The organism is Georgenia sp. TF02-10 (assembly GCF_022759505.1).
Lineage (GTDB): Bacteria > Actinomycetota > Actinomycetes > Actinomycetales > Actinomycetaceae > TF02-10.
The window spans coordinates 41,642-62,311 of record NZ_CP094289.1 but is presented as its reverse complement, the minus strand read 5'-3'; the positions used below and the strand labels follow the sequence as shown (position 1 = coordinate 62,311).

Sequence of the window (20,670 nt, the reverse complement as noted above, 5' to 3'; positions counted from 1 at the left end):
GCCGTCGGCCGCACGCGCCCCGGCACCGCCGCCCGGCCCACCCGCCCGTGGGCGGTGCTCGCCGTGCTGATGCTGCCGGTGCTGCTCATCTCCGTGGACAACACCGTGCTCAGCTTCGCGCTGCCGGCCATCGCCTCCGCCCTGGGCCCGAGCGCCAGCCAGCTGCTGTGGATCGTCGACGCCTACCCGCTCACGCTCGCCGGCCTGCTCGTCCCGATGGGCGCGCTGGGGGACCGGGTCGGGCGCCGCCGGCTGCTGCTCATCGGCGCCACCGGCTTCGCGCTGGTGTCCGCCGTCGCCGCCTGGTCCACCAGCCCCGCCATGCTGGTCGCCGCGCGCGCCCTGCTCGGTGTCTTCGGCGCGACCCTGATGCCCTCGACGCTGTCGCTGCTGCGCAACGTCTTCCTCGACCGCGGGCAGCGCCGGCTGGCGATCGCGATCTGGTCCGCCGGGTTCGCCGGCGGCGCCGCCCTCGGCCCGATCGTCGGCGGCGTGCTGCTCACCCACTTCTGGTGGGGGTCGGTGTTCCTGCTCAATGTGCCGGTGCTGCTGCTCCTGCTGCCGCTGGCCCGCTGGCTCGTCCCGGAGTCCCGCGACCCCCAGCCCGGGCCGCTGGACCCGGTGAGCATCGTGCTGTCGCTGGCCACCATGCTCCCGCTGGTGCACGCCGTGATCGCCGTCGGCGAGCACGGCCCCACCCCGGCCACGCTGGCCGGCGCCGGGGTCGGCCTGGTCGCCGGGTGGGCCTTCGTCCGCCGGCAGCGGCGGCTGGCCGTGCCGATGCTCGACGTCGGCCTGTTCCGCCGGCCCACCTTCTCCGGCGCGGTGGCGGCCAACCTGCTCTCGGTGCTCGGCTTCTCCGGGTTCCTCGTGGTGATGTCCCAGTTCCTCCAGCTCGTCGCCGGGCTCAGCCCGATGGACGCCGGCCTGGTGCTCGTGCCCGGGCTGGCGGCGTCGGCCGCCGCGGGCCTGCTGGCCGTGCGGCTGGTGCGGTACGTGCGGCCCGCCACGCTCATCGGCGGCAGCTTCCTGCTCGCCGCCGGCGGTTACGCCGTCGCCACGCTGGTCGGCGAGGTGCCGACCGCCGCCACCGTGGCCGTGGCCTTTGCCGTGCTGGGCGCCGGCGCGGGGCTGGCGGAGACGCTGACCAACGACCAGATCACCACCGCCGTCCCGCCGCAGAAGGCCGGGGCCGCCTCGGCCATCTCGGAGACGGCGTACGAGCTCGGCACCACCCTCGGCGTGGCGCTGCTCGGCAGCGTGCTGAACGCCGCCTACCGGGCGAACGTGGTGCTGCCCGCCGCGCTGAGCCCCGAGCAGCGCGGCGCAGCCGGCCAGACGCTCGGCGGCGCGGTGGAGGCCGCCGGGTCGCTCGGGCCGGGGACGGCCGAGGCGCTGCTGGCCTCGGCCCGGCAGGCGTTCGACGTCGGGACGCAGCACGTCGCGGCCGTCGGCGCGGTGGTGGCGGTCGCCGCGGCGGTGGTGTCGTTCGTGACGCTGCGGCGGGCCACCGCCAGCTGACCGGGGCCCAGCTGACCGGGGCCTACCGGATGACCAGGATCGCCTCCGGAGGCGATCGCGTGCCGATCTCGCACGTTTTCGCCTCCGGAGGCGATCGTGGTCCGGGGTCCGGCGGCGGCCCGTTCTTCGCCGGGCCGTGGCCACCCGGCGGCGGCAACCCGTTCTCCGCCGGGCGGTGGCCGGCCGGTGGGCGGCCGCCGATCCAGCCGGATCAGGGCCAGGCGGCGGCCGCCCGGCAGCGGTCCGCCCGGCCCGGCGCCGTCAGGGCCAGGACGTCTCGCCCGACGCCATCACCAGCATCTCCCGGATCTCGCAGCCGACCGGCTGCCGCAGCGCGGTGAGGACGGCGCCCGCGGTGTTGGCGGGGTCGTTGAGGTCCTGGTCCGGCGCCGGCCGGAACCGCTCGTCCCGCCCGTCGAAGAACGCCGTCCGCATCCCGCCGGGCACCAGGCAGGTCACCCCGACCCGGCCGGCGTACTCCGCGGCGAGCGCCTGGGAGAAGCCCCGCACCGCGAACTTCGACGCCGAGTAGGCGGTGGCGGCGTCCGCGCCGCGCAGGCCCAGGGTGGAGGAGACGGTCACCACCGTCCCGCGCACGGCCTCCAGGTGCGGCAGGCAGGCCCGCACCACCGCGACCGTGCCGAAGAGGTTGACCCGGACCACCCGCTCCCAGGCGGCCGGCTCGATCTCCAGCAGCGGCCCGCACGCGTCGGTCCCGGCGGCGGTCACCACCGCCGACGGCGGCCCGACCTGGTCGACCAGGTCCGCCACCGCCCGCTCGGCCGCCGTCGCGTCCGCCAGGTCGGCGGCGGCGAAGGCGACGCCGTCGGCCGGCCGGGCCCGGTCCAGGATCGCCGGGGTCCCGCCGGCCGCGGCCACCGCCGCGACGACGGCGGCCCCCAGGCCGGAGGCGCCCCCGGTGACGTAGACGGTGCCGATCTCCCGGGGGGTGCCGGGCTGGCTGGTGGCTGGCTGGGTGGCAGCGGTCATGCGGTGGTCCTTCCGGTGCGGGCCCGGGCCAGGCCCGAGCGTTCGATGATCGAGGTGGTGGACCGCCCGCCCAGGTAGGGCAGGAGGACCACCCGGCCGCCGCCGTCGCGGACGACGTCGGCCTCGGGCAGCGGCGCGCCGCCGTAGTCCCCGCCCTTGGCCCAGACGTCCGGGCGCAGGTGGGCCAGCGCGGTTGCCGGGTCGTCCTCGTCGAAGACGACGACGGCGTCGACGCAGTCGAAGGCCTGGAGCACCCTGGCCCGGTCGGCGGCGCGCACGACCGGCCGGCCCGGGCCCTTGAGCCGGGTGATGGAGGCGTCGGAGTTCATCAGCACGACCAGGTGGCCGCCGAGGCGGCGGGCCGCCTGCAGGGTGGCGACGTGCCCGGCGTGGACGATGTCGAAGCAGCCGCCGGTGGCGACCAGGGTGCCGCCGTCGGCGCGCAGCCGGGCGGCCAGCCGGGCCAGCTCCGCCGGTTCTGCCGGGATCGGCCCGGACGACGGCGGGGCGGGGGCCGGCGGCAGGTCGTCGGCTCCCGGCCCGGGCGGGGGACCGTCGGCGGCGGCTGCGGTGATCGGGGCCGCGCCGTCGGTGCTCGACCCGGCCGGTGCCGTGCCGTGGGTGCCCGGCCCGGCGCCGTCGCCGCGGCGGGCTCGGAAGCCCTCCGCGCCGCCGCCGGCCACCCAGGCGGTGGCGGCGGCGACGGCCCGCTCGACGGCCTCGCTGACCAGGGCCCCGCCGGCGAGGGCGGTGGCGGCCACGGCGGCGAGCTGGTCCCCGGCGCCGCACGGGTCGCCGTCGGCGGCGGTGGCCGGCACGAACGCCGCGGCCTGGCCGGCCCGGCCGAGGAACGCGCCGGTGGCCCCGGCGGTGACGCAGACCGCCTCGGCCGCCCAGCGCTCGGCCAGGTCGGTGGCCAGGACGTCCGGCGGGGCGCCGCGGTCGGGCGCGTGCCCGCGGGCCTCGGCGAGGTTCGGCACGACGAGGGTGGCGCCGGGCACCGGCTCCCCGCCGCGCGGGTGCGGGTCCCACACCAGCCGGGTGCGGCGGGCGGCGCCGGCGAGCAGCTCGCGCAGCACCGGGTCGCGGGTCACGCCCGCGCCGTAGCAGGAGACGAGGACGGCGTCGGCCTCGGCCAGCGCCGCGGCCACGGCCGCCCGGGGGACCGGGCCCGGGATGCCCGGCCCGCCGTCGTCGACCCGGACGAGAGACTGGCCGGCGCTGCGCACCCGGGTCTTGCGGCGGGTCGGGCCCTCGTGCGGGAGGGGGAGCACGGTCAGGTGGCGCTCGAGCTGGGCGGTCAGCCGCGCGCCGGCGTCGTCCGCCGCGACCGGGGCGAGGAGGGTGACCCGGGCCCCGGCGGCCGCGCACAGCAGGGCGGCGAGGCCGGCGCCGCCGGGGGAGTCGCGGGTGCCGGTGACGTCGACGACGGGCACCGGGGCGTCCGGGCTGAGCCGCTCCACCCGGCCGTCGACGTCGCGGTCCAGGACCACGTCTCCGACCACGACGACGTGCGGGGCGCGGCGCCCGTTGGTGCCGGCCGACGGCAGGCCGGCGCTGGTGCCGGGCGACGGCGGGGCGGCGTCGGTGCGGGCCGACGGCGGCCGGGGCGTGCCCGGCCTCATGCCGGCCGCCCCAGGGCGGGCCGGGCGGCGGCGAGCTCGGCGTCCAGCGCCGCGCACAGGGCGTGGATGGCGACCAGGTGGATCGTCTGGATGGCCGCGGTGGTGGGCGCGTCGGCGCAGATGGCGTCGTGGCAGCGGGCCTGCAGCGGGTTCGGCGCCGGCCCGGTCAGGCCCCACACCTGCAACCCCAGCTGGCGGCCCCGCTCGGCCGCGCGCAGCACGTTGGGGCTGGTGCCCGAGGTGGACAGCAGCACCAGGACGTCCCCGGCCCGGCCGTGCCCCTCCACCTGCCGGGCGAACATCTCCTCCGCGCCGTAGTCGTTGACCAGCGCGGTCACCGTCGCGGCTTCGGCGCCCAGGCAGACCGCGGAGAAGGGGCGCCGCTCGTCCCGGAACCGGCCGACGAGCTCGGCGGTGAGGTGCTGCGCCTCGGCGGCGCTGCCGCCGTTGCCGGCGGCGAGCAGCCGGCCGCCGGCGGCGAGGTGCCCGGCCAGCGCCCGGCCCCACCGCCCGACGGTGGGCGCGTCGGCGCGCAGGGCGGCCAGCGCGCCGACCAGCTCCTGCTCGTGCTCGGCCAGCCAGGCATGTGCGTTGGCCTCGGCCGGCGCCCGGTCCGTGCCGATCCCGTCGCGGTCCGCGCTGATGCCGTCCAGGTCTGCGCCGATGCCGTCGGAATTCATGCCGTCACCTGCTTCAGCACGGGGTGGCGCACCGACTGGTAGACGGCCAGGGTGGTCGCGGCCACCCGCTCCCAGGCGAAGCGGTCCACCGCCCGGCTCCGGGCCGCGAGCCCCATGCCGCGGCGCCGATACGGGTCGGCGAGCAGCGGGCCGAGGGCGGCGGCGAGCGCGGCCGGGTCCCGCGGCGGGACGAGCAGCCCGGTGAAGCCGTCGGCCACCGAGTCCAGCAGCCCGCCCACCGCGCTGCCGACCACCGGCCGGCCGCAGGCGGCGGCCTCGAGCGGGACGATCCCGAACGGCTCGTACCACGGCGTCGCCACCACCACGTCGGCGGAGCGGATCAGGGCCGGCATGTCCTCGTGGGCGACGGCGCCGAGGAGGTGCACCCGGTCGGCGACGCCGAGGTCGGCCGCGAGGCGGCGCAGCCGGGTGGCCTCGGGGTCGGCGGCCAGCCCCGCGGCGGGCGGGCCGCCGGCGACGAGGAGCTCGGCGGTGGGCAGGTCGGGCAGCGCGGCGACGACGGTCGCCACGCCCTTGCGCTCGACCAGCCGGCCCACGGTGAGCAGCCGGTGCGGCAGCCGCCGGGCCGGGACCGGGGCGGTGCCCGCCGCGCCCGGGGCCGCCGTCGGACCGCCGGCGACGGCCGCGCCCCCGGCCGCCGTCGGGCTGTCACCGACGACGCCCGCGGCCGCCGTCGTGCCGGCACCGGGCGCGGGGTCCGGGCTGAAGTGGGTCACGTCCACCCCGCACGGCACCACCCGGAGCTTCCCCCGGGGCACGCCCAGCCGGCAGAGCTCGGCGACCTCGTCGGTGCATGTGGCGATGACCACGTCGGCGTCGCGGCCGATCCGCTGCTCGGCCCGCACCCGGCCGGGCGGGGAGGTGTCCGCCGCGCCCTGGTGGCGCCGCTTGACCGAGCCGAGCGCGTGGAAGGTGTGCACCACCGGCACCCGGACCTCGGCGGCGGCGGCCAGCGCGGCCAGGCCGGACATCCAGAAGTGGGAGTGGACGACGTCGGGCACGCCGCGGGCGGCCCAGGACCGGGCCAGCCAGGCCCCGAACGCCGGCATGAACGGGGCGAGCTCGTCCTTGGGCAGCGGCGCGGCGGGGCCGACCGGGACGTGCGCCACGGTGACGCCGGGGGCCATCACCACCCGCTCGGGCAGGGTGGGGTCGTCCCGGCGGGTGTAGACGGTGACCTCGTGCCCGCCGCGAGCCAGCTCGGTGGCGAGCGCGGCCACGTGCACGTTCTGCCCGCCGGCGTCGACCCCGCCGAGCGCCGCCAGCGGGCTGGCGTGCTCAGAGACCATCGCGATCCTCATCGAACTACCTCCTTCAGCGTGCGCTGCCAGTCGGCGAGGAACCGGTCCAGGCCGTAGGTCTGCAGGGCGTGGGCCCGGGCGGCCCGGCCCCGCTCGCGCGCCTCGTCCGGGTCGGCCAGCCACCGGGCGGCGGCCGCGGCCAGGTCTGCCGGGCGGCTGGAGACCACGCCGGCCTCGGCCGGGACCGCCTCGGGGGCCGCGGTGGTGGCCAGGGCCAGCACCGGCATGCCCAGCGTCATCGCCTCCAGCAGCGACAGGCCGAGCGAGGTCCACCGGTAGGGGTGCAGGTAGGCCCGGTGCCGCGCGAGCTCGGTGTGCATGGCGTCCTGCGGCAGGTCCTGGGTGGGCAGGCCCGGGAGGTGCTCGGCGAGGCCCGCCGTCTTCATCCCGAACACGGTGGTGGGCAGCCGCCGCGCCACGTCCAGCAGCACGTCGGTGCCGGCCACCCGCCAGCGGCGGACCGGCTCGTTCACGACGGCGCCCACCCGGGCGAGCTCGCCGGTGTACCGGGGCCCGGGGTCGGGGATGCCGTGGTCGATGACGGTCACCGGGGCGGCGCCGTTGTCCCACACCAGGGCGTTGAACGCGGTGACGTGCACGACCGGGATGTCCGAGCGGTCGGCGAGCGGGTGCCGGGTGGCCACCGCCGGCCCGGCCGGGGTGTTGTGCTCGACGTACACGGCCGGCACGTCCACCCCGGCCCGCAGCCCGGTCCACCGCTCCAGCAGCTCCAGCTCGTGGGGGCGCTGGAGCAGGACGACGTCGATCTCCTCCTCGCGCAGCCGGTCAGGGGTGACCTCGACGGCGCTGGCCGGCCAGTCCCAGCCGTCGGCGCGGCCGACGCCGTCCCGGCCGCGGTCGGGCACGACCGGCAGCAAATAGGTGTCCGGCCCGCCCAGGAAGGCGGTGAGCCAGGAGCCGTGCACGTGCCAGACGAGGATCCTCATGCCGCCACCCCCGCCCCGACGAGCGACCGGACGGCCGCGACCACCTCCGCCGGGGTCACCGAGGTCAGGCACGGGTGCCCCGGCACCGGGCACTCCCGGGCCCGGCTGCCGCGGCAGGCGGCGTCCTGGTCGCCGAGGAGGACGGTCGGCACGCCCCACGGCGCCCACCGCTCGGCCGGGACCACCGGGGAGAACAGGGAGACCACCGGGGTGCCGACGGCGGCGGCCAGGTGGGCGGGGCCGGTGTTGCCGACGACGACGGCGTCCGCGCCGGCGAGGACGGCGGCGAGCTCGGGCAGCGTGGTGCGCCCGCCGAGGTCGGCCAGGGTGGTGGCGGGGGTGCCGGGGGAGGGTGCGGGGCTGGGCTCGGGGGTGGTTGGGGCGCTCGCGCCGTCGTCCTCCCCGCCGACGCCGGCCGGGTGCCCCGCCGGGGTGCGATCCTGGCCCGCGGGGCGGGTGCCGTCGTGATCGGCCGCGGAGGTGCCGGCTTGGTCGGCCGCGGGGGCGCCGTCGGCCGCCAGCGCGGTCACGGCCGCCGTGGTCGCCGCCTCCGCCGGGGCGCCGGTGACGACGACCGACCAGCCCGCCGCGCGCAGGGCGGCGGCCAGCGCGGCGGCGTGCGCGGCCGGCACGGCCCGGGCCGGGACCGAGGCGCCCGGGTGCAGCACGACGTACCGGCCGGCGGGCACCAGCGCGGCGACGTCGGGCAGCGGGCCGCGCACGGCCAGCCGGCCGTCGTCGCCGGCCGGCACCGCCCCGCCGGCGGCGCAGGCGAGGTCCAGCGCCGCCTCGGCCTCGTGCAGGCCCGGCAGGCGGCGGTGGCGCAGGTCCAGCAGCGAGCCGGGGTAGTCCTCGCTGGTGGCCGCGACGTACCCGATGCCGGCGAGCCGGGCGAGCAGGGCCATCGGCAGCGGGCTCTGGTGGAAGGAGGTGAAGATGAGGCACCGGTCGTACCGGCGGTCGGCGAGCGCCGCGACGAGGTCGGCGGTCCCGGCCGGGTCCACCGGGGGCGGGGCGTACCCGCTCCACGGGGCGTCGAAGACGTGCACCGCGCGGACGGCGGGCAGCAGCTCGGCGGCGGCACGCCCGGCGGGGGAGACGAGCAGGTCCACCTCCGCGGCGGTGGCCGCCAGCGCGCGCACCGCCGGCCCGGCGAGCAGGACGTCGCCGTCGCTGTCGAGGCGGACGGCCAGCACCCGGGTCACCGGGCGGCCTCCGGCCGGGCGGCGAGCGCGGTCGGGTGGTCCGGGTCGCCGGGCGTGCCGTGGCCGGCGTCGACCGCAGCCGGGTCACCCACCAGGTCGAGCACGTGCTCGGCCGCGGCCGCCAGGTCCGTGACCACGACGACGCCCGGCATGCGGGCCGCCGTCGCGACCTCCTCCGGCCGGGTGACCGGGGTGGGCACGAGGACCGCGCGGGCCCCGGCGGCGACGGCGGCGCCCACGTCGGCGCCGATGTCCCCGACCACCACGCACTCCGCGGGTGCCACCCCCAGCGCCGCCGCGGCGGCGAGGACCAGGCCGGGCGCCGGCTTGCGGCACGGGCATCCGTCCTCGGGGGCGTGCGGGCACACCTGCCAGGTGCCAAAAGGGCCGAGCAGCTCCTCGGCGCGGGCGTTGACGGCCGTCACCTGGCCGCGGGTGAGCCGGCCGCGGCCGATGCCGGACTGGTTGGACACCACGCCCAGCGCCAGCCCGGCGTCGCGCAGGCGGTCCAGCGCGGCGCGGGCGCCGGGCACCGGGCGGACCCGCTCCGGGTCGCCGTTGTAGGGCACATCTACCACGATCGTGCCGTCGCGGTCCAGCAGCACGGCCCGCACCGGGGCCGTGGAGCCGAGGCGGTGGCGTGCGGGGGCGACGGCGTCCGCGGCGGGCGTCATCGGGCGGCGCCGGTGCGGACCTTCGCCTCCTGGCCAGAACCGGTCACGGAGTGGTGGGGGTCGTGGGACTGGGCGGCGATGCCGGGCACGTGCACACTGACCTCCAGAGCTCGGGAATCACCTGTAGGTGATCTGCTTCTCCCGGCCACTGTGGAGTACTTCTCCACTTCTCGCACTTCTTCTCGTCCCGCGGACGGCGCGGGCGGCGGCGCGGCCGTCGTCGAGGCGACCCGCCCGCGGCCACGCCGGGGGCGGGGCCGACGTCGTCGGGTCGACGCGCTGCATACCGACGCGCCCTGGTCGGCCGGCAGGCCGCGGGCGAGCCGGCCGCAGCCCCGCCGGGCGGGCCGGAGCGGCGAGGTTGCGCGGGAGATCCGGCGGGGGCAGCAGACGGCCCGGGCCGTGATGGCCCGGGCCGTCTACGGTGCGCTACTCGGTGGGTCTGGTCGCCCGCCCTGTGTCTTATCGGCGGTGCCGGTGCATCCCGGTCGGGAGCATCATCGGCCAGCGTGTCGCGGGGCGCCGGACGGCCGGGTAGCGGTGGTGGGGTACCTCACTGCTACGCATCACCTCTGACTGCGCTCGCGCCGTGCCGGTCGGCCGTGCCGCTGACGGGCGTGTGCACTCCGCACGTCCGCGGTGGCCTTCCGGCCTTGCGCCCAGCAGCGTACCGCTACCGGTCGCGGGTGCGCAGGTCGACGCCGGGTCTCACCCGAGGTGCTCACGAGACGGGCCGCGTGCCTCAGTTGTTCTGCTCGCGAACCGACGCACGGTGGCCGGCCGGCGCCAGGCGCCTCGCCGCCGTCGCCACCGTCGAGGACGGTCCCGCCCGCGCCGGCGCTACTGCTGGCTGCGCCACTCGTCGGCCAGCAGCGCGTACCCCAGGCCGTCGAGCCACGCGCCCGACCGGTGCAGGGACTCCCGCACGGTATGGACCTCGCGGCGCATGCCGACGCGCTCCATCAGCCGCCACGACGGCTCGTTGTCTGCGAAGCAGTTGGCGGTCACCCGGCGCAGCCCGAGGTCCTCGAAGCAGAGCCGGAGCAGCGCGCGGACCGCCTCGGTGGCATAGCCGTGCCCGGCGTGGCCGGGGTGCAGCGCCCAGCCGAGCTCGGCCTGCACCCCGCAGGCCCGGTCGGCGACCTCCGCCTGGGCCCAGGCGTCCTCGACCGCGACCATGAGGTCACCGATCACCTCGCCGTCCCGCTCGAGCATGAGCGTCTTGGCCAGGGCGGCGGGCTCGGCGAAGGCCGCGCGGAAGCTCTCTAGGGTCTGCGGGGCCCGGGTGAGCCACCGGTTGACGGCCTCGAGCCGGTGGTAGCGCCAGGCCGCCTCGGTGTCCGCGGCGGTCGCCGCCCGCAGCACGAGCCGTTCGGTGCGCACCGGCAGGGCGGCGCCGACGAGCGGGGCGGGGCCGGGAGCGGTCACCGACCCAGCATGGCACCGGCCGAGCGGCCGGGCTGCGCACCCGGTGGCGTGCGTGCTGGCTACCGATATCGACACCACGATCATCGATGGGCCGTGCCCTGTTCGCCAGCATCGCGCCGTTCGAGCAGCTGGGGGTCGACACGACCCGGGAGAGCACCGTCCGCGGCCCGGCGCACGCCCACCCTGTGGCGGAGGCAGGCCAGGACCGTCACCACCCAAGGCTCACCGTCGCCGAAACCCCTGCAGGAGACCGCCAGCCGGGCAGCCGGGACGAAACGCCCCGAGGTGCGCTCCGGCAGCCTCCATGATGGGAGGGGAGGCGATTCCCGACGCTGAGGAGGTCAGCACATGGCAACGGTCGGTCTGGTCGGCACCTTGGACACCAAGCGCGAGGAGTACATCTGGCTCCGGGACGCGCTCGCCGAGCGCGGCATCGAGACGGTGCTCATCGACGTGGGGACGTTCTCCGACGGCGTGGGCATCGCCGACATCGCCGCCGGTGACGTGGCCCAGGCCGCCGGAGCCGACATCGCCGGGCTCCGTGACGCGAACGACCGCGGTGCGGCGATGACCACGATGAGCCGGGGCGCCGCTGTCGTCGTCGAGCGTCTCCACGGTGAGGGGCAGCTGCACGGATTGCTCGCCGTCGGCGGCTCGGGTGGCTCGTCCGTCGCCGGGCGGGCGATGCAAGCGCTGCCAGTCGGCGTGCCCAAGCTGCTTGTGACGACGATGGCGGCGGGGGATGTCAGCCCGTACGTCGGCGCCAAGGACGTGACGATCATGCCCTCGGTTGTGGACGTTGCGGGGATCAACCGCATCTCCCGCTCGATCCTGGGCAACGCCGTTGCCGCCATTGCGGCAATGGCGGAGGCCTACGCCGAGCGCGCAGCGGAGCAGGAGCCCGGCGACGAGCCGCACCTCATCGGCGCGACGATGTTTGGGCTGACCACCCCCGCCGTCGATGAGGCCCGCAAGCGGCTGACCGAGCTCGGCTACGAGGTCCTGGTCTTCCATGCGACCGGCGCCGGTGGCCGGGGGATGGAGGCCCTCGCCGTGGACGGCTTCCTCGACGGCGTGCTTGACCTGACCACCACCGAGCTCGTCGACGACTTGCTTGGTGGCGTCCTTTCCGCCGGCCCCGACCGGCTCGAGGCCGTCGGCGCCGCCGGGCTCCCGCAGGTGGTGAGCGTCGGTGCTCTGGACATGTGCAACTTCGGGCCAAAGGAGACCGTGCCGGAGAAGTACGCGGGCCGGGCCTTCGTCGTGCACAACCCCACAGTCACCCTGATGCGGACGACGGCGGAGGAGATGGCGGAGCTCGGACGGCGGATCGGGCGCAAGCTCAAGGCAGCGACGGGTCCGGTGGAGGTGTACCTCCCATTGCGCGGATTGTCGGGCATCGATGTCAGCGGCGGGCCGTTCTTCGACCCCGAGGCGGACGCAGCCTGCTTCGCGGCGCTGAAGAAGGAGCTGGCGGGGAGCGACGTCGTCGTTCACGAGCTCGACTGCGCGATCAATGACCCGGGCTTCGGCGCGGCGGCGGCCGACGCCTTGCACGCGCTCGTCCGCCGCTGAGCGAACGTCACGACGGAACTAGGGAGAGAGAGAACTATGGACCGCGAGGAAGCACTTGCCCGACTGCGGGCGTCGGTGGAGGACGGCAGGCCGATCATCGGCGGGGGAGCCGGTACCGGGCTGTCCGCCAAGGCCGCGGAGGCTGGTGGGATCGACCTCATCATCATCTACAACTCGGGCCGCTACCGGATGGCCGGCCGTGGCTCGCTCGCGGGGCTGCTGGCCTACGGTGACGCGAACGCGATCGTCATGGAGATGGCCAACGAGGTGCTGCCCGTGGTCAAGAACACCCCGGTGCTCGCCGGCGTCAACGGCACCGACCCCTTCCGGGTGATGACCACCTTCCTCGACGACGTCAGGCGCGCGGGCTTCACCGGTGTGCAGAACTTCCCGACCGTCGGGCTCATCGATGGCGTCTTCCGCCAGAACCTCGAGGAGACGGGCATGGGCTACGGGCTGGAGGTCGACATGATTGCCGCAGCTCATGAGCGTGGCCTGCTCACCGCCCCCTACGTCTTCGACGCCGAGCAGGCCACGGCCATGGCTGAGGCGGGCGCGGACGTCCTCGTGCCGCACATGGGTCTGACCACCAGCGGGACCATCGGTGCGCAGACCGCGCTCACGCTGGAGGAGAGCGCCCAGCGCGTGCAGGAGGCGCACGACGCCGCGAAGAAGTTCAACCCCGACATTCTTGTGCTGTGCCACGGCGGTCCGATCGCCGAGCCGGCAGACGCTCAGTACATCCTCCAGCATACCGAGGGTGTGGTCGGGTTCTTTGGCGCCTCCTCGATCGAGCGGCTGCCCACCGAGCGCGGGATCCGCGCGCAGACGGAGGAGTTCAAGAGCATCACCTTCTGACCGGCGGCCCTAGCGCAGGCGGAGCGCTCGGCGCCCGGTGCTCGGTCATGTCGTCGCGGCCCGGATCGCCTCAAGCCGCGTCACGGCCGCGTCGAGCAGGGCCGGGTCGGTGCCGCGGACGACGACGTTGGTCCCGCGGACGTCGCCCTCCCGGAACGGGTAGGACCCGATGCTCAGCTCGGGCATGGTGGCGGCGAGCTCGCGGAGCGGGGCGGCGATCCGGCCCTCGCCGACCTCGAAGCGCACCTCCCGGGACTGCCGGGGCGTGCCCGCCCGGAGCGTCGGCAGGAGGGCCGCCACCATAGCGACGAAGATGCTCGGCACGCCGGCCATGACGTGCACGTTGCCGATGCTGAACCCGGGCGCGCCGGACAGCTCGTTGCCGATGAGCGTGGCGCCGTCGGGGATGCGGGCCATCCGCAGCTGGTCCGCGGTGGCCGTCATGCCGCGGGCGGCGAGCGTCGTCTCGAGGATCTCGCGGGCGTCGTCGCGCACGTCGATCCCCACGCCGAAGGCGGCGGCGACGGCGTCCGCGGTGATGTCGTCGTGGGTCGGCCCGATCCCGCCGGAGGTGAACACGTGGGTGTACGCGCCGCGGAGGGCGTCGAGGGCGTCGACGATGACGTCGTGGTCGTCGGGCACCACGCGGATCTCCCGCAGGTCGATCCCGACCCGGGTCAGCTCGCCGGCGAGGTGGTAGGCGTTCGCGTCGCGGGTGCGCCCGGAGAGGATCTCGTCGCCGATGACGAGCATGGCGGCGGTGGGGTTGGGCGGTGCGGGAGCCGTCGGCATTGCCGAAGCCTATTCACCCTCGGCCAGGTCAGCCGCGCTCCCCCGGCTTGCCCGGCCGCTGCGCGTCGGCGAACGCGCTGGTCGGTGCCGATGCGTCAACGACGATTACGGGACGCCAACCACCGCACCGCCTCCGGCGCCCTCGGCGTCCCGCCCGGCGCGTGCGCTCTCCAGCGCGCCGGTGGCGTCGTCGACGGAGAGCCGGGAGCCGTCCTTCCGATCGGCGAAGCGGTTGAGCAGGGCCAGGTTGGCCGACCCCCGCGCCTCGTCCTCCAGCAGGGACAGCACGAACTCCTGCAGTGACTGGCCCCGCGCACGGGCCCGTTCGGCGAGCGCCTGCCGCACGTCGTCGGGAACGCCAGGGACCTGCAGCGTGACCATGCAGACCATTGTGCGCGCAGGTGGGTCGCTCGTGACGACGGTGAACCTGGTCCTGGTGAGACTCGGCCGGGTGCAGGCTCACGCTGGCCCGAAGGCCGACGGGCACCCCGGGTATCCCTGGGCGCCCGTCATCCTTGGAGTGCCGCGGCGCACCGTGGTGCCGAGGCAGTGATCAACGGCCGGGACCGGTCGCGGACGGAGACGTGCTCGGTGCTCCGCGCGGCCCGGCGACGAACTGGGGGAGCGGACCCCTCAAGGCCCGTTCGCCCGCCCAGCCGCGGTCAGCGGGGGCTGACGTTCTCCGCCTGCGGGCCCTTGGCGCCCTGCGTGACGTCGAAGTCGACCTTCTGGCCCTCCTCCAGGGTGCGGTAGCCCCGGGTGGTGATCGCGGAGTAGTGCACGAAGACGTCAGCGCTGCCGTCGTCGGGCGCGATGAACCCGAAGCCCTTGTCAGCGTTGAACCACTTCACGGTGCCTGTTGCCATGTCTTGCTTCCTCTTCTCACGGCCCCGCGCGACATGCGAGAGGCACTGTGCCGAGAACGATAGGGGAACGGGGCGGCTACGTCGTCCCCATCGGCGGACCGTCCGACGGCGACCGTGCCTCCGCCGCCACGGCGGCCCGCGCCGCAGTCGCGCCAGGTTGAGGGCCTCGCCGCAGGCGCGGCGTGCGCTGCCGGGACCTGACTCCGTGCCTGCTTGTCTGTACTCGTTGTGGCGGCTTGAACCGGGCTTCAAGCCGCCACAACGAGTACAGACAAGCAGGCACCGGCATCGTGACAAAGCCGCCACCAGCATCAGGGCCGAACCCGGCACGGCATCGTGACAGGGCCGTGCACCGGCATCGTGACAGGGCCGCGCACCCGGCATCGTGACAGGCCGCCGCACCGGATCTGACGCCGGCGCCGAGGTGGAGCACCGGTGGCGGCTCGCGCCGGCTTGCTGGAAGGTCGGATCAGGCGTCGGGGACGCGCCAACGCCCAACGGCTAGCGGCCGGCGTCGAGCGCCGAGCGTGCCAGGCTCTAGACGCCCGGACGTGCGTGCGCGCACCCTTCCGCCGCACCAGGCCCCGGCGCCCGACCCGTGCCCCCTGCCGACAGGAGATCCCGTGACCCTCACCGAGCACAACCAGCCCACCACCGCCGGAACCGCCGAGCCCCGCCGGCTCGCCACCCACCTCGTCGGCGGCCGGGAGGTCCCCGCCGCGGGGCGCACCTTCGTCCGCCACGACCCGACCACCGGGGCCCCGGCCTGGACCGTCGCCGCCGCCACCGTGCAGGAGGTGACCGCCGCCGTCGACGCCGCTACCGACGCCTTCCGCGCCTGGCGCGCCACCGCCCCGGCCGACCGCGCCGCCGCCCTGGCGCAGGCGGCCGCCGCGGTCCGCGCCGCCGCCGACGACCTCGGCGACCTCCTCACCGCCACCACCGGCCGGCTGCGCGGGCAGGCCCGGGAGACCGCCCGGGTCGCCGCCGACCTCCTCGACGAGGCCGCCGTCACCGGCCTCGGCCCCACCGGCCGCACCCTCGCCGGCGCCCCCGCGGCGCTGGACCTCGTTCGCCGCGAGCCGCACGGCGTCGTCGCCGTCCTCACCCCGTGGAACGACCCCTTCCCCACCGCCGCCGGCCTGCTCGCCGCCGCGCTCGTCACCGGCAACACCGTCGTGCACAAGCCCTCCGAGCGCAGCGCCGCCCCCGGGTGGGAGATGGCCCGGCTCGTCGCCGCGGCCCTGCCGCCGGGGGTGCTGAACGTGGTCAACGGCGACGGCGAGACCGGCGCCGCGCTCGTCGCCGACCCCCGCGTGGCGCTCGCCGCGCACGTCGGGTCGACGGCGGCCGGGCGGGCGATCGCGCAGACGGTGGCCGGCCACGGTGGCCGGGTGCTGCTGGAGAACGGCGGCAAGGACCCGATCGTCGTCGACGCCGGCGTGGACCCGGCCTGGGCGGCGGCGCAGATCGCCACCGGCGCCTTCACCAACACCGGGCAGATCTGCACCTCGGTCGAGCGGGTCTACCTGCACGAGGCGGTGGCCGCGGACGTCCTCGCCGAGCTCGTCCGCATCGCGGAGGACATGACGGTGGGGGACCCGGCCGACGGCGCCACCGACCTTGGGCCGCTGGTCGACGCCGAGCAGCTCGCCGTCGTCACCGACCAGGTGGCCGCCGCCCGCGCGGCCGGCGCCGAGTGCCTGACCGGCGGCGCCCAGGCGGACGGCCCGGGCACCTTCTACCCGCCCACCGTGCTCGACGAATGCACCGCTGAGATGGCGGTGATGCGGGAGGAGACGTTCGGGCCGGTCGCCGCGGTCACCCGGGTGCCGGACTTCGCCGCGGCCCTGGAGCTGGCCGGGCGGGGCCGGTACGGCCTGGCCGCGACCGTGCTGACCCCCGACCTCGGCCACGCGCTCCAGGCGGCCGACGACCTCGACGTCGGGACGGTGAAGGTCAACGCGGTCTTCGGCGGCGCGCCGGGCGGCTCCGCGGACCCGCGCCGGGACTCCGGGATGGGCGCCGGGTACGGCCCGGACCTGCTGGCCGCGATGACCGCGCTGAAGACCGTGCACGTGGAGCCCCCGGGGTCCGCCGGCGGCCGGTGAGGACGACGGCGCCCGGGGGTCGTGCGGACGACGGCGCCCGGGCGGGCCGTGAGGGCGACGGCGCCCGGTCGCGTGCGGACGACGGCACCCGGGCGACGGCGCCCGGTCGGGTGGCGACCGCGGCGCCGCGGCGGGTGGTGACGGCGCCGCCGCCGCGCACGCCATGATGTCCGCCATGGCGGGGACCGGTGTGGCCACGGCCGGGGCGCTGCTGCGCGCCAGCCACCTCGCGCCGACGCTCGCCGTCACCACCGTCGCCGCGCTGCTCGCGGCCGCCGCCGGCCTCTCCCCGCGCACCGGCGCGGTCCTCACGCTCGCCGTCCTGGCCGGGCAGCTCTCCATCGGCTGGTCCAACGACCTGCTCGACGCCGACCGGGACGCCCGGGTGGGCCGGCGGGACAAGCCACTGGTGACCGGGGCGCTCTCGCGCCGCCTGGTGCGCCGGTCCGTCGCCGCGGCGCTGGTGGTCTGCGTCGTCGCGTCGCTGGCCGTGGGGCTGGCCGCCGGGCTGGTGCACCTGCTCGCCGTCGCCGCGGGCTGGGCGTACAACCTGCGCCTGAAGGGCACGCTGCTGTCTTGGCTGCCCTACACCGTCGCCTTCGGCGCACTGCCCACGCTGGCCTGGCTCGCCCAGGACCCGGCTCGGCTGCCGCCGGGGTGGATGGTCGCCGCCGGGAGCCTGCTGGGGGCCGGCGCCCACCTGGTCAACGTGGTGCCGGACCTGGCCGACGACGCGGCCACCGGGGTGCGCGGGCTGCCGCACCGGCTCGGGGCCCGCCGCTCGGTGCTGCTCGCCCTGGCCTGCCTGACGGCGGCCTCCGCGGTGGCCGTGCTCGGACCGGCCGGGCCGACGCCGGGCTGGGCGTGGGCGGTGCTCGCGATGGTCGGGCTCCTCGCCGCCGTCGCGGTGCGCGCCGGGGGCCGGGCCCTGTTCCGGGCGGCCATGGGCATCGCGCTGCTCGACGTCGTCATGCTCGTCCTGCGCGGGGTGTGAGTGCGGCGGTGCCGCGGGCGGCCCGTCCGGGTTCCGGCGACAGCGACCGGGCCGGCACGTACGCTCGCGGGATGACCCAGCTCGTCGCCGTCGAGGCGGTGGTGCCCGAGCACCGCTACCCCCAGGGCGACGTCACCGCCGCCATCGCCGAGCTCACCGGCGCCGAGGGCCGCACCGCCGCCCTGCTGCGGCGCGTGCACGCCAGCGCCGGCGTCGAGCACCGGCACCTGGCGCTGCCGCTCGAGCGCTACGCCGAGCTCGCCGACTTCGGGGAGGCCAACGACGCCTTCATCGCCGCCGCCGTCGACCTCGGCGCCCGGGCGCTGGCGGCCGCGCTGGACCGCGCCGGCCTGGCCCCGGGCGACGTCGACCTCATCCTGTCCACCACCATCACCGGGGTGGCGGTGCCCTCGCTGGAGGCGCGGGTCGCCGCCCGGGTCGGGCTGCGCCCGGACGTGGTGCGGGTGCCGCTGTTCGGCCTGGGCTGTATGGCCGGCGCCGCCGGCACCGCCCGGCTGCACGACTACCTCCTCGGCCACCCCCGCGCCGTCGGCGTGCTGCTCGCCGTCGAGCTGTGCTCGCTGACCATCCAGCGGGGCGACACCTCCACCGCCAACCTGGTCGCCAGCGGCCTGTTCGGCGACGGCGCGGGCGCGGTCGTGGCGGTCGGCGCCGAGCACCCGCTGGCCCGCACGGGCGACGGCGGGACCGACGGCACCGCCGGTGACGGCGGCGGGGTGGCCGGCAGCACGGCCGCGGGCGACGGCGACGGCGTGGCTCGCGCCGCGGCCGGGCCCACCGTCGTCGCCAGCCGCAGCCACCTCTACGCCGGGACCGAGGCCGCGATGGGCTGGGACGTGCGCGCCACCGGGCTGCGGATCGTGCTCGGCGCCGAGGTGCCCGAGCTCGTCCGCGGCCGGGTCGGGGAGGACGTTGCGGCCTTCCTCGCCGAGCACGGCCTGACCATCGGCGACGTCGGGTGGTGGGTGTGCCACCCGGGCGGGCCGAAGGTGATCGACTCCCTGGCCGACGCCCTCGCCGTCGGCGCCGACGCGCTCGCCCTGACCACCGACTCGCTGCGCCGGGTGGGCAACCTGTCCTCCGCCTCGGTGCTGCACATCCTGCGCGACACCCTCGACCGGCGCCCGCCCGCCCCCGGTTCGCCCGGGGTGATGATGGCGATGGGTCCCGGCTTCAGCCTCGAGCTCGTCCTGCTGCGGGCCTGACGTGCGCACCGGTCAGCAGGCGGGCGGGGGCGGGATGGGGCCGGTGGCATGACCTCGCTCGTCTGGTTCACCGTCCTCGTGGTGGCGGTCGGGTTCGAGCGGCTCGCCGAGCTCGTCGTCGCCACCCGCAACGCCCGGTGGAGCTTCGCCCGCGGCGGGGTGGAGAGCGGGCGGGGCCACTACCCGGTGATGGTGGTGCTGCACACCGGCCTGCTCGTCGGCGCCCTGGTGGAGGTGTGGACCCGGCAGCCGGCGTTCGTCCCCGCCCTGGGCTGGACCATGCTGGCCCTCGCGCTCGCCGCCCAGGCGCTGCGCTGGTGGTGCATCACGGTGCTCGGTCCGCGGTGGAACACCCGGGTCATCGTGGTGCCCGGGCTGCCGCTGGTGACCGGCGGGCCGTACCGGTGGTTCAGCCACCCGAACTACGTGGCGGTCGTCCTCGAGGGCATCGCCCTGCCGCTCGTGCACTCGGCCTGGATCACCGCGCTGGTCTTCACCGTGGCGAACGCCGCCCTGCTCACGGTGCGCATCCGCACCGAGAACCAGGCGCTCCGGGCGGCCACGTCGCCCCGCTCGCACGTTGCGGCCGAGTCGCGCGGCCGCCCCGGGACGCTCGGGACCCAGGCCGGCGCGTCACGAAACGGCACCGGTACGCCTGGGACCCCGGCCGGGACGGGCGGGCCGCCGCAATCGCCCGGCACAGGCGAGACCGGGCCGTGATCGACCTGGTCGTCGCCGGCGGCGGGCCGGCCGGCCTGGCCACCGCGCTGCACGCCGCCCGGGCCGGGATGTCCGTGGTGGTCCGCGAGCCCCGCACGGGCACGATCGACAAGGCCTGCGGGGAGGGGCTCATGCCCGGCGCGGTGACCCGGCTGGCGCGGCTCGGCGTGGACCCTCCCGGACAGCCGCTGCGGGGGATCCGTTACCAGTCCGGCGCCGTCCGCGCCGAGGCGCGCTTCCCCGGCCCGCCCGGCCGCGGGGTGCGCCGCACCGTCCTGCACGAGGCGCTGCGCGCCGCCGTCGCCGACGCCGGCGTGGTGACCGAGCCACGGGCGGTGCGCGAGGTCGACCTGCGCGCCGACGGGGTGGTGGTCGACGGCACGCCCGCGCGCTACCTGGTGGCGGCGGACGGCCTGCACTCCCCGCTGCGGCGCCACCTCGGCCTGGACGCCCCGGCCCGCGGCCGACGCCGGTACGGGCTGCGCCGGCACGTCGCCGTCGCGCCGTGGACCGACCTGGTCGAGGTGCACTGGTCCGCGCACGCCGAGGCGTACGTGACGCCGGTGGGGCCGGCCGAGGTGGGCGTCGCCGTCCTGACCTCCCGCCGGCTGCCGTACGCGGAGCACCTGCTGGCCTTCCCCGCCCTCGCCGACCGGCTGCGGGGGGAGCCGACCAGCGCGGTCCGGGGCGCGGGCCCGCTCCGCCAGCGGGCCCGACGGCGGGTGGCCGGGCACGTGCTGCTGGTCGGCGACGCCGGGGGGTACGTGGACGCGCTGACCGGGGAGGGCATCTCGCTCGCGCTGGCGCAGGCCGAGGCCGCCGTCGCCGCCATGGTGGCCGGCCGGCCCGGGGACTACGAGGCCGCCTGGCGACGTATCGGGCGCCGCTACCGGTTACTCACCGAGGCGCTCCTCGCCGCGTCCGGCCCGGCGGCGCTGCGGCGAGCGCTGGTGCCGGCCGCCCGCGCCCTGCCCCCGGTCTTCGACGCGGCGGTGGGCGAGCTCGGTCGGCCCTGACCGGGGTGGTCCCCGGGCGACGATCCAGCCCGCACGCCCGGCGCGCCCAGGACGGCCAGCGCCGGCAGCCCGGCTCGGCGGACGGTTGCCCCTTGCCCCTTGCCCCTTGCCCCTTGCCCC

General features: G+C 77.1%; 18 protein-coding genes and 1 pseudogene. 8 read left to right on the top strand and 11 right to left on the bottom strand.

The window, feature by feature from the left end; all coding sequences use genetic code 11:
- Positions 1-69: 69 nt before the first annotated feature.
- Positions 70-1,521 (top strand): MFS transporter, encoded by a 1,452-nt coding sequence (locus MF406_RS00315; RefSeq protein ID WP_371744681.1) that lies wholly within the window; start codon positions 70-72, stop codon positions 1,519-1,521.
- 261 nt (positions 1,522-1,782) lie between these two features.
- Here the strand turns inward: MF406_RS00315 and MF406_RS00310 are convergent, their stop codons facing one another.
- From MF406_RS00310 to MF406_RS00270, 8 genes are all read right to left on the bottom strand, one after another.
- Positions 1,783-2,511 (bottom strand): SDR family oxidoreductase, encoded by a 729-nt coding sequence (locus MF406_RS00310; protein WP_242896016.1) that lies wholly within the window; start codon positions 2,509-2,511, stop codon positions 1,783-1,785.
- Positions 2,508-4,136 (bottom strand): PfkB family carbohydrate kinase, encoded by a 1,629-nt coding sequence (locus MF406_RS18815; protein WP_305852976.1) that lies wholly within the window; start codon positions 4,134-4,136, stop codon positions 2,508-2,510. Before MF406_RS18815 ends, MF406_RS00310 begins: the two co-directional genes overlap by 4 nt.
- A complete protein-coding gene (locus tag MF406_RS00295) occupies positions 4,133-4,816 on the bottom strand; it encodes an SIS domain-containing protein (RefSeq protein WP_242896014.1) in 684 nt (227 codons plus the stop codon). The genes MF406_RS18815 and MF406_RS00295 overlap by 4 nt, the downstream gene beginning before the upstream one ends.
- Entirely contained in the window at positions 4,813-6,138 is a 1,326-nt protein-coding gene (locus MF406_RS00290; protein ID WP_242896013.1) for a glycosyltransferase, read from the bottom strand. Before MF406_RS00290 ends, MF406_RS00295 begins: the two co-directional genes overlap by 4 nt.
- Positions 6,135-7,085 carry a glycosyltransferase gene (locus tag MF406_RS00285; RefSeq protein ID WP_242896012.1) on the bottom strand — a complete coding sequence of 317 codons (951 nt, stop codon included), beginning with the start codon at positions 7,083-7,085 and terminating at the stop codon, positions 6,135-6,137. Before MF406_RS00285 ends, MF406_RS00290 begins: the two co-directional genes overlap by 4 nt.
- Complete coding sequence (locus MF406_RS18810; RefSeq protein ID WP_305852975.1) at positions 7,082-8,290, bottom strand: glycosyltransferase family 9 protein; 1,209 nt, start codon at positions 8,288-8,290, stop codon at positions 7,082-7,084. Before MF406_RS18810 ends, MF406_RS00285 begins: the two co-directional genes overlap by 4 nt.
- Positions 8,287-8,964: an HAD-IIIA family hydrolase gene (locus tag MF406_RS00275; protein WP_242896011.1), complete on the bottom strand. Its 678-nt coding sequence runs from the start codon at positions 8,962-8,964 to the stop codon at positions 8,287-8,289. Before MF406_RS00275 ends, MF406_RS18810 begins: the two co-directional genes overlap by 4 nt.
- An 840-nt stretch (positions 8,965-9,804) precedes the next feature.
- Positions 9,805-10,392 carry a GNAT family N-acetyltransferase gene (locus tag MF406_RS00270; protein ID WP_242896009.1) on the bottom strand — a complete coding sequence of 196 codons (588 nt, stop codon included), beginning with the start codon at positions 10,390-10,392 and terminating at the stop codon, positions 9,805-9,807.
- 348 nt (positions 10,393-10,740) lie between these two features.
- On the opposite strand from MF406_RS00270, the gene MF406_RS00265 reads away from it, so the two are divergent.
- Together MF406_RS00265 and MF406_RS00260 are read left to right on the top strand one after the other, a co-directional pair.
- A complete protein-coding gene (locus MF406_RS00265; RefSeq protein ID WP_242896008.1) occupies positions 10,741-11,967 on the top strand; it encodes a Tm-1-like ATP-binding domain-containing protein in 1,227 nt (408 codons plus the stop codon).
- 36 nt (positions 11,968-12,003) lie between these two features.
- Positions 12,004-12,825 carry a phosphoenolpyruvate hydrolase family protein gene (locus tag MF406_RS00260; protein WP_242896007.1) on the top strand — a complete coding sequence of 274 codons (822 nt, stop codon included), beginning with the start codon at positions 12,004-12,006 and terminating at the stop codon, positions 12,823-12,825.
- Between the two features lie 45 nt (positions 12,826-12,870).
- Here MF406_RS00260 and MF406_RS00255 read toward each other — a convergent pair whose 3' ends face one another.
- From MF406_RS00255 to MF406_RS00245, 3 genes are all read right to left on the bottom strand, one after another.
- The gene (locus MF406_RS00255) at positions 12,871-13,617 is read right to left on the bottom strand and encodes a molybdopterin-binding protein (RefSeq protein WP_242896006.1); all 747 of its coding nucleotides are present in this window, start codon (positions 13,615-13,617) and stop codon (positions 12,871-12,873) included.
- 105 nt (positions 13,618-13,722) lie between these two features.
- Positions 13,723-13,998 (bottom strand): hypothetical protein, encoded by a 276-nt coding sequence (locus MF406_RS00250; RefSeq protein ID WP_242896005.1) that lies wholly within the window; start codon positions 13,996-13,998, stop codon positions 13,723-13,725.
- Between the two features lie 281 nt (positions 13,999-14,279).
- On the bottom strand, positions 14,280-14,483 hold the full coding sequence (locus tag MF406_RS00245; protein WP_242896004.1) for a cold-shock protein: 204 nt from the start codon (positions 14,481-14,483) through the stop codon (positions 14,280-14,282).
- 623 nt (positions 14,484-15,106) lie between these two features.
- Between MF406_RS00245 and MF406_RS00240 the strand changes: the two genes are divergently transcribed.
- The 5 genes and pseudogenes from MF406_RS00240 to MF406_RS00220 all read left to right on the top strand — a co-directional run bounded on the left by MF406_RS00240 (position 15,107) and on the right by MF406_RS00220 (position 20,550).
- Entirely contained in the window at positions 15,107-16,594 is a 1,488-nt protein-coding gene (locus tag MF406_RS00240; protein ID WP_256463915.1) for an aldehyde dehydrogenase, read from the top strand.
- Between the two features lie 175 nt (positions 16,595-16,769).
- Positions 16,770-17,588, top strand: a complete 819-nt coding sequence (locus tag MF406_RS00235) for a UbiA family prenyltransferase (RefSeq protein ID WP_242896003.1) — start codon at positions 16,770-16,772, stop codon at positions 17,586-17,588.
- 71 nt (positions 17,589-17,659) lie between these two features.
- Positions 17,660-18,814, top strand: coding sequence for a type III polyketide synthase (locus MF406_RS00230; protein WP_242896001.1), 1,155 nt, complete (start codon positions 17,660-17,662; stop codon positions 18,812-18,814).
- Positions 18,815-18,862: 48 nt separating this feature from the next.
- Positions 18,863-19,372 (top strand): annotated as a pseudogene (locus MF406_RS00225) (isoprenylcysteine carboxyl methyltransferase family protein); the annotation flags it as partial.
- A 158-nt stretch (positions 19,373-19,530) separates the two neighbouring features.
- Positions 19,531-20,550, top strand: a complete 1,020-nt coding sequence (locus MF406_RS00220) for an NAD(P)/FAD-dependent oxidoreductase (RefSeq protein ID WP_242895999.1) — start codon at positions 19,531-19,533, stop codon at positions 20,548-20,550.
- Positions 20,551-20,670: the final 120 nt, after the last annotated feature.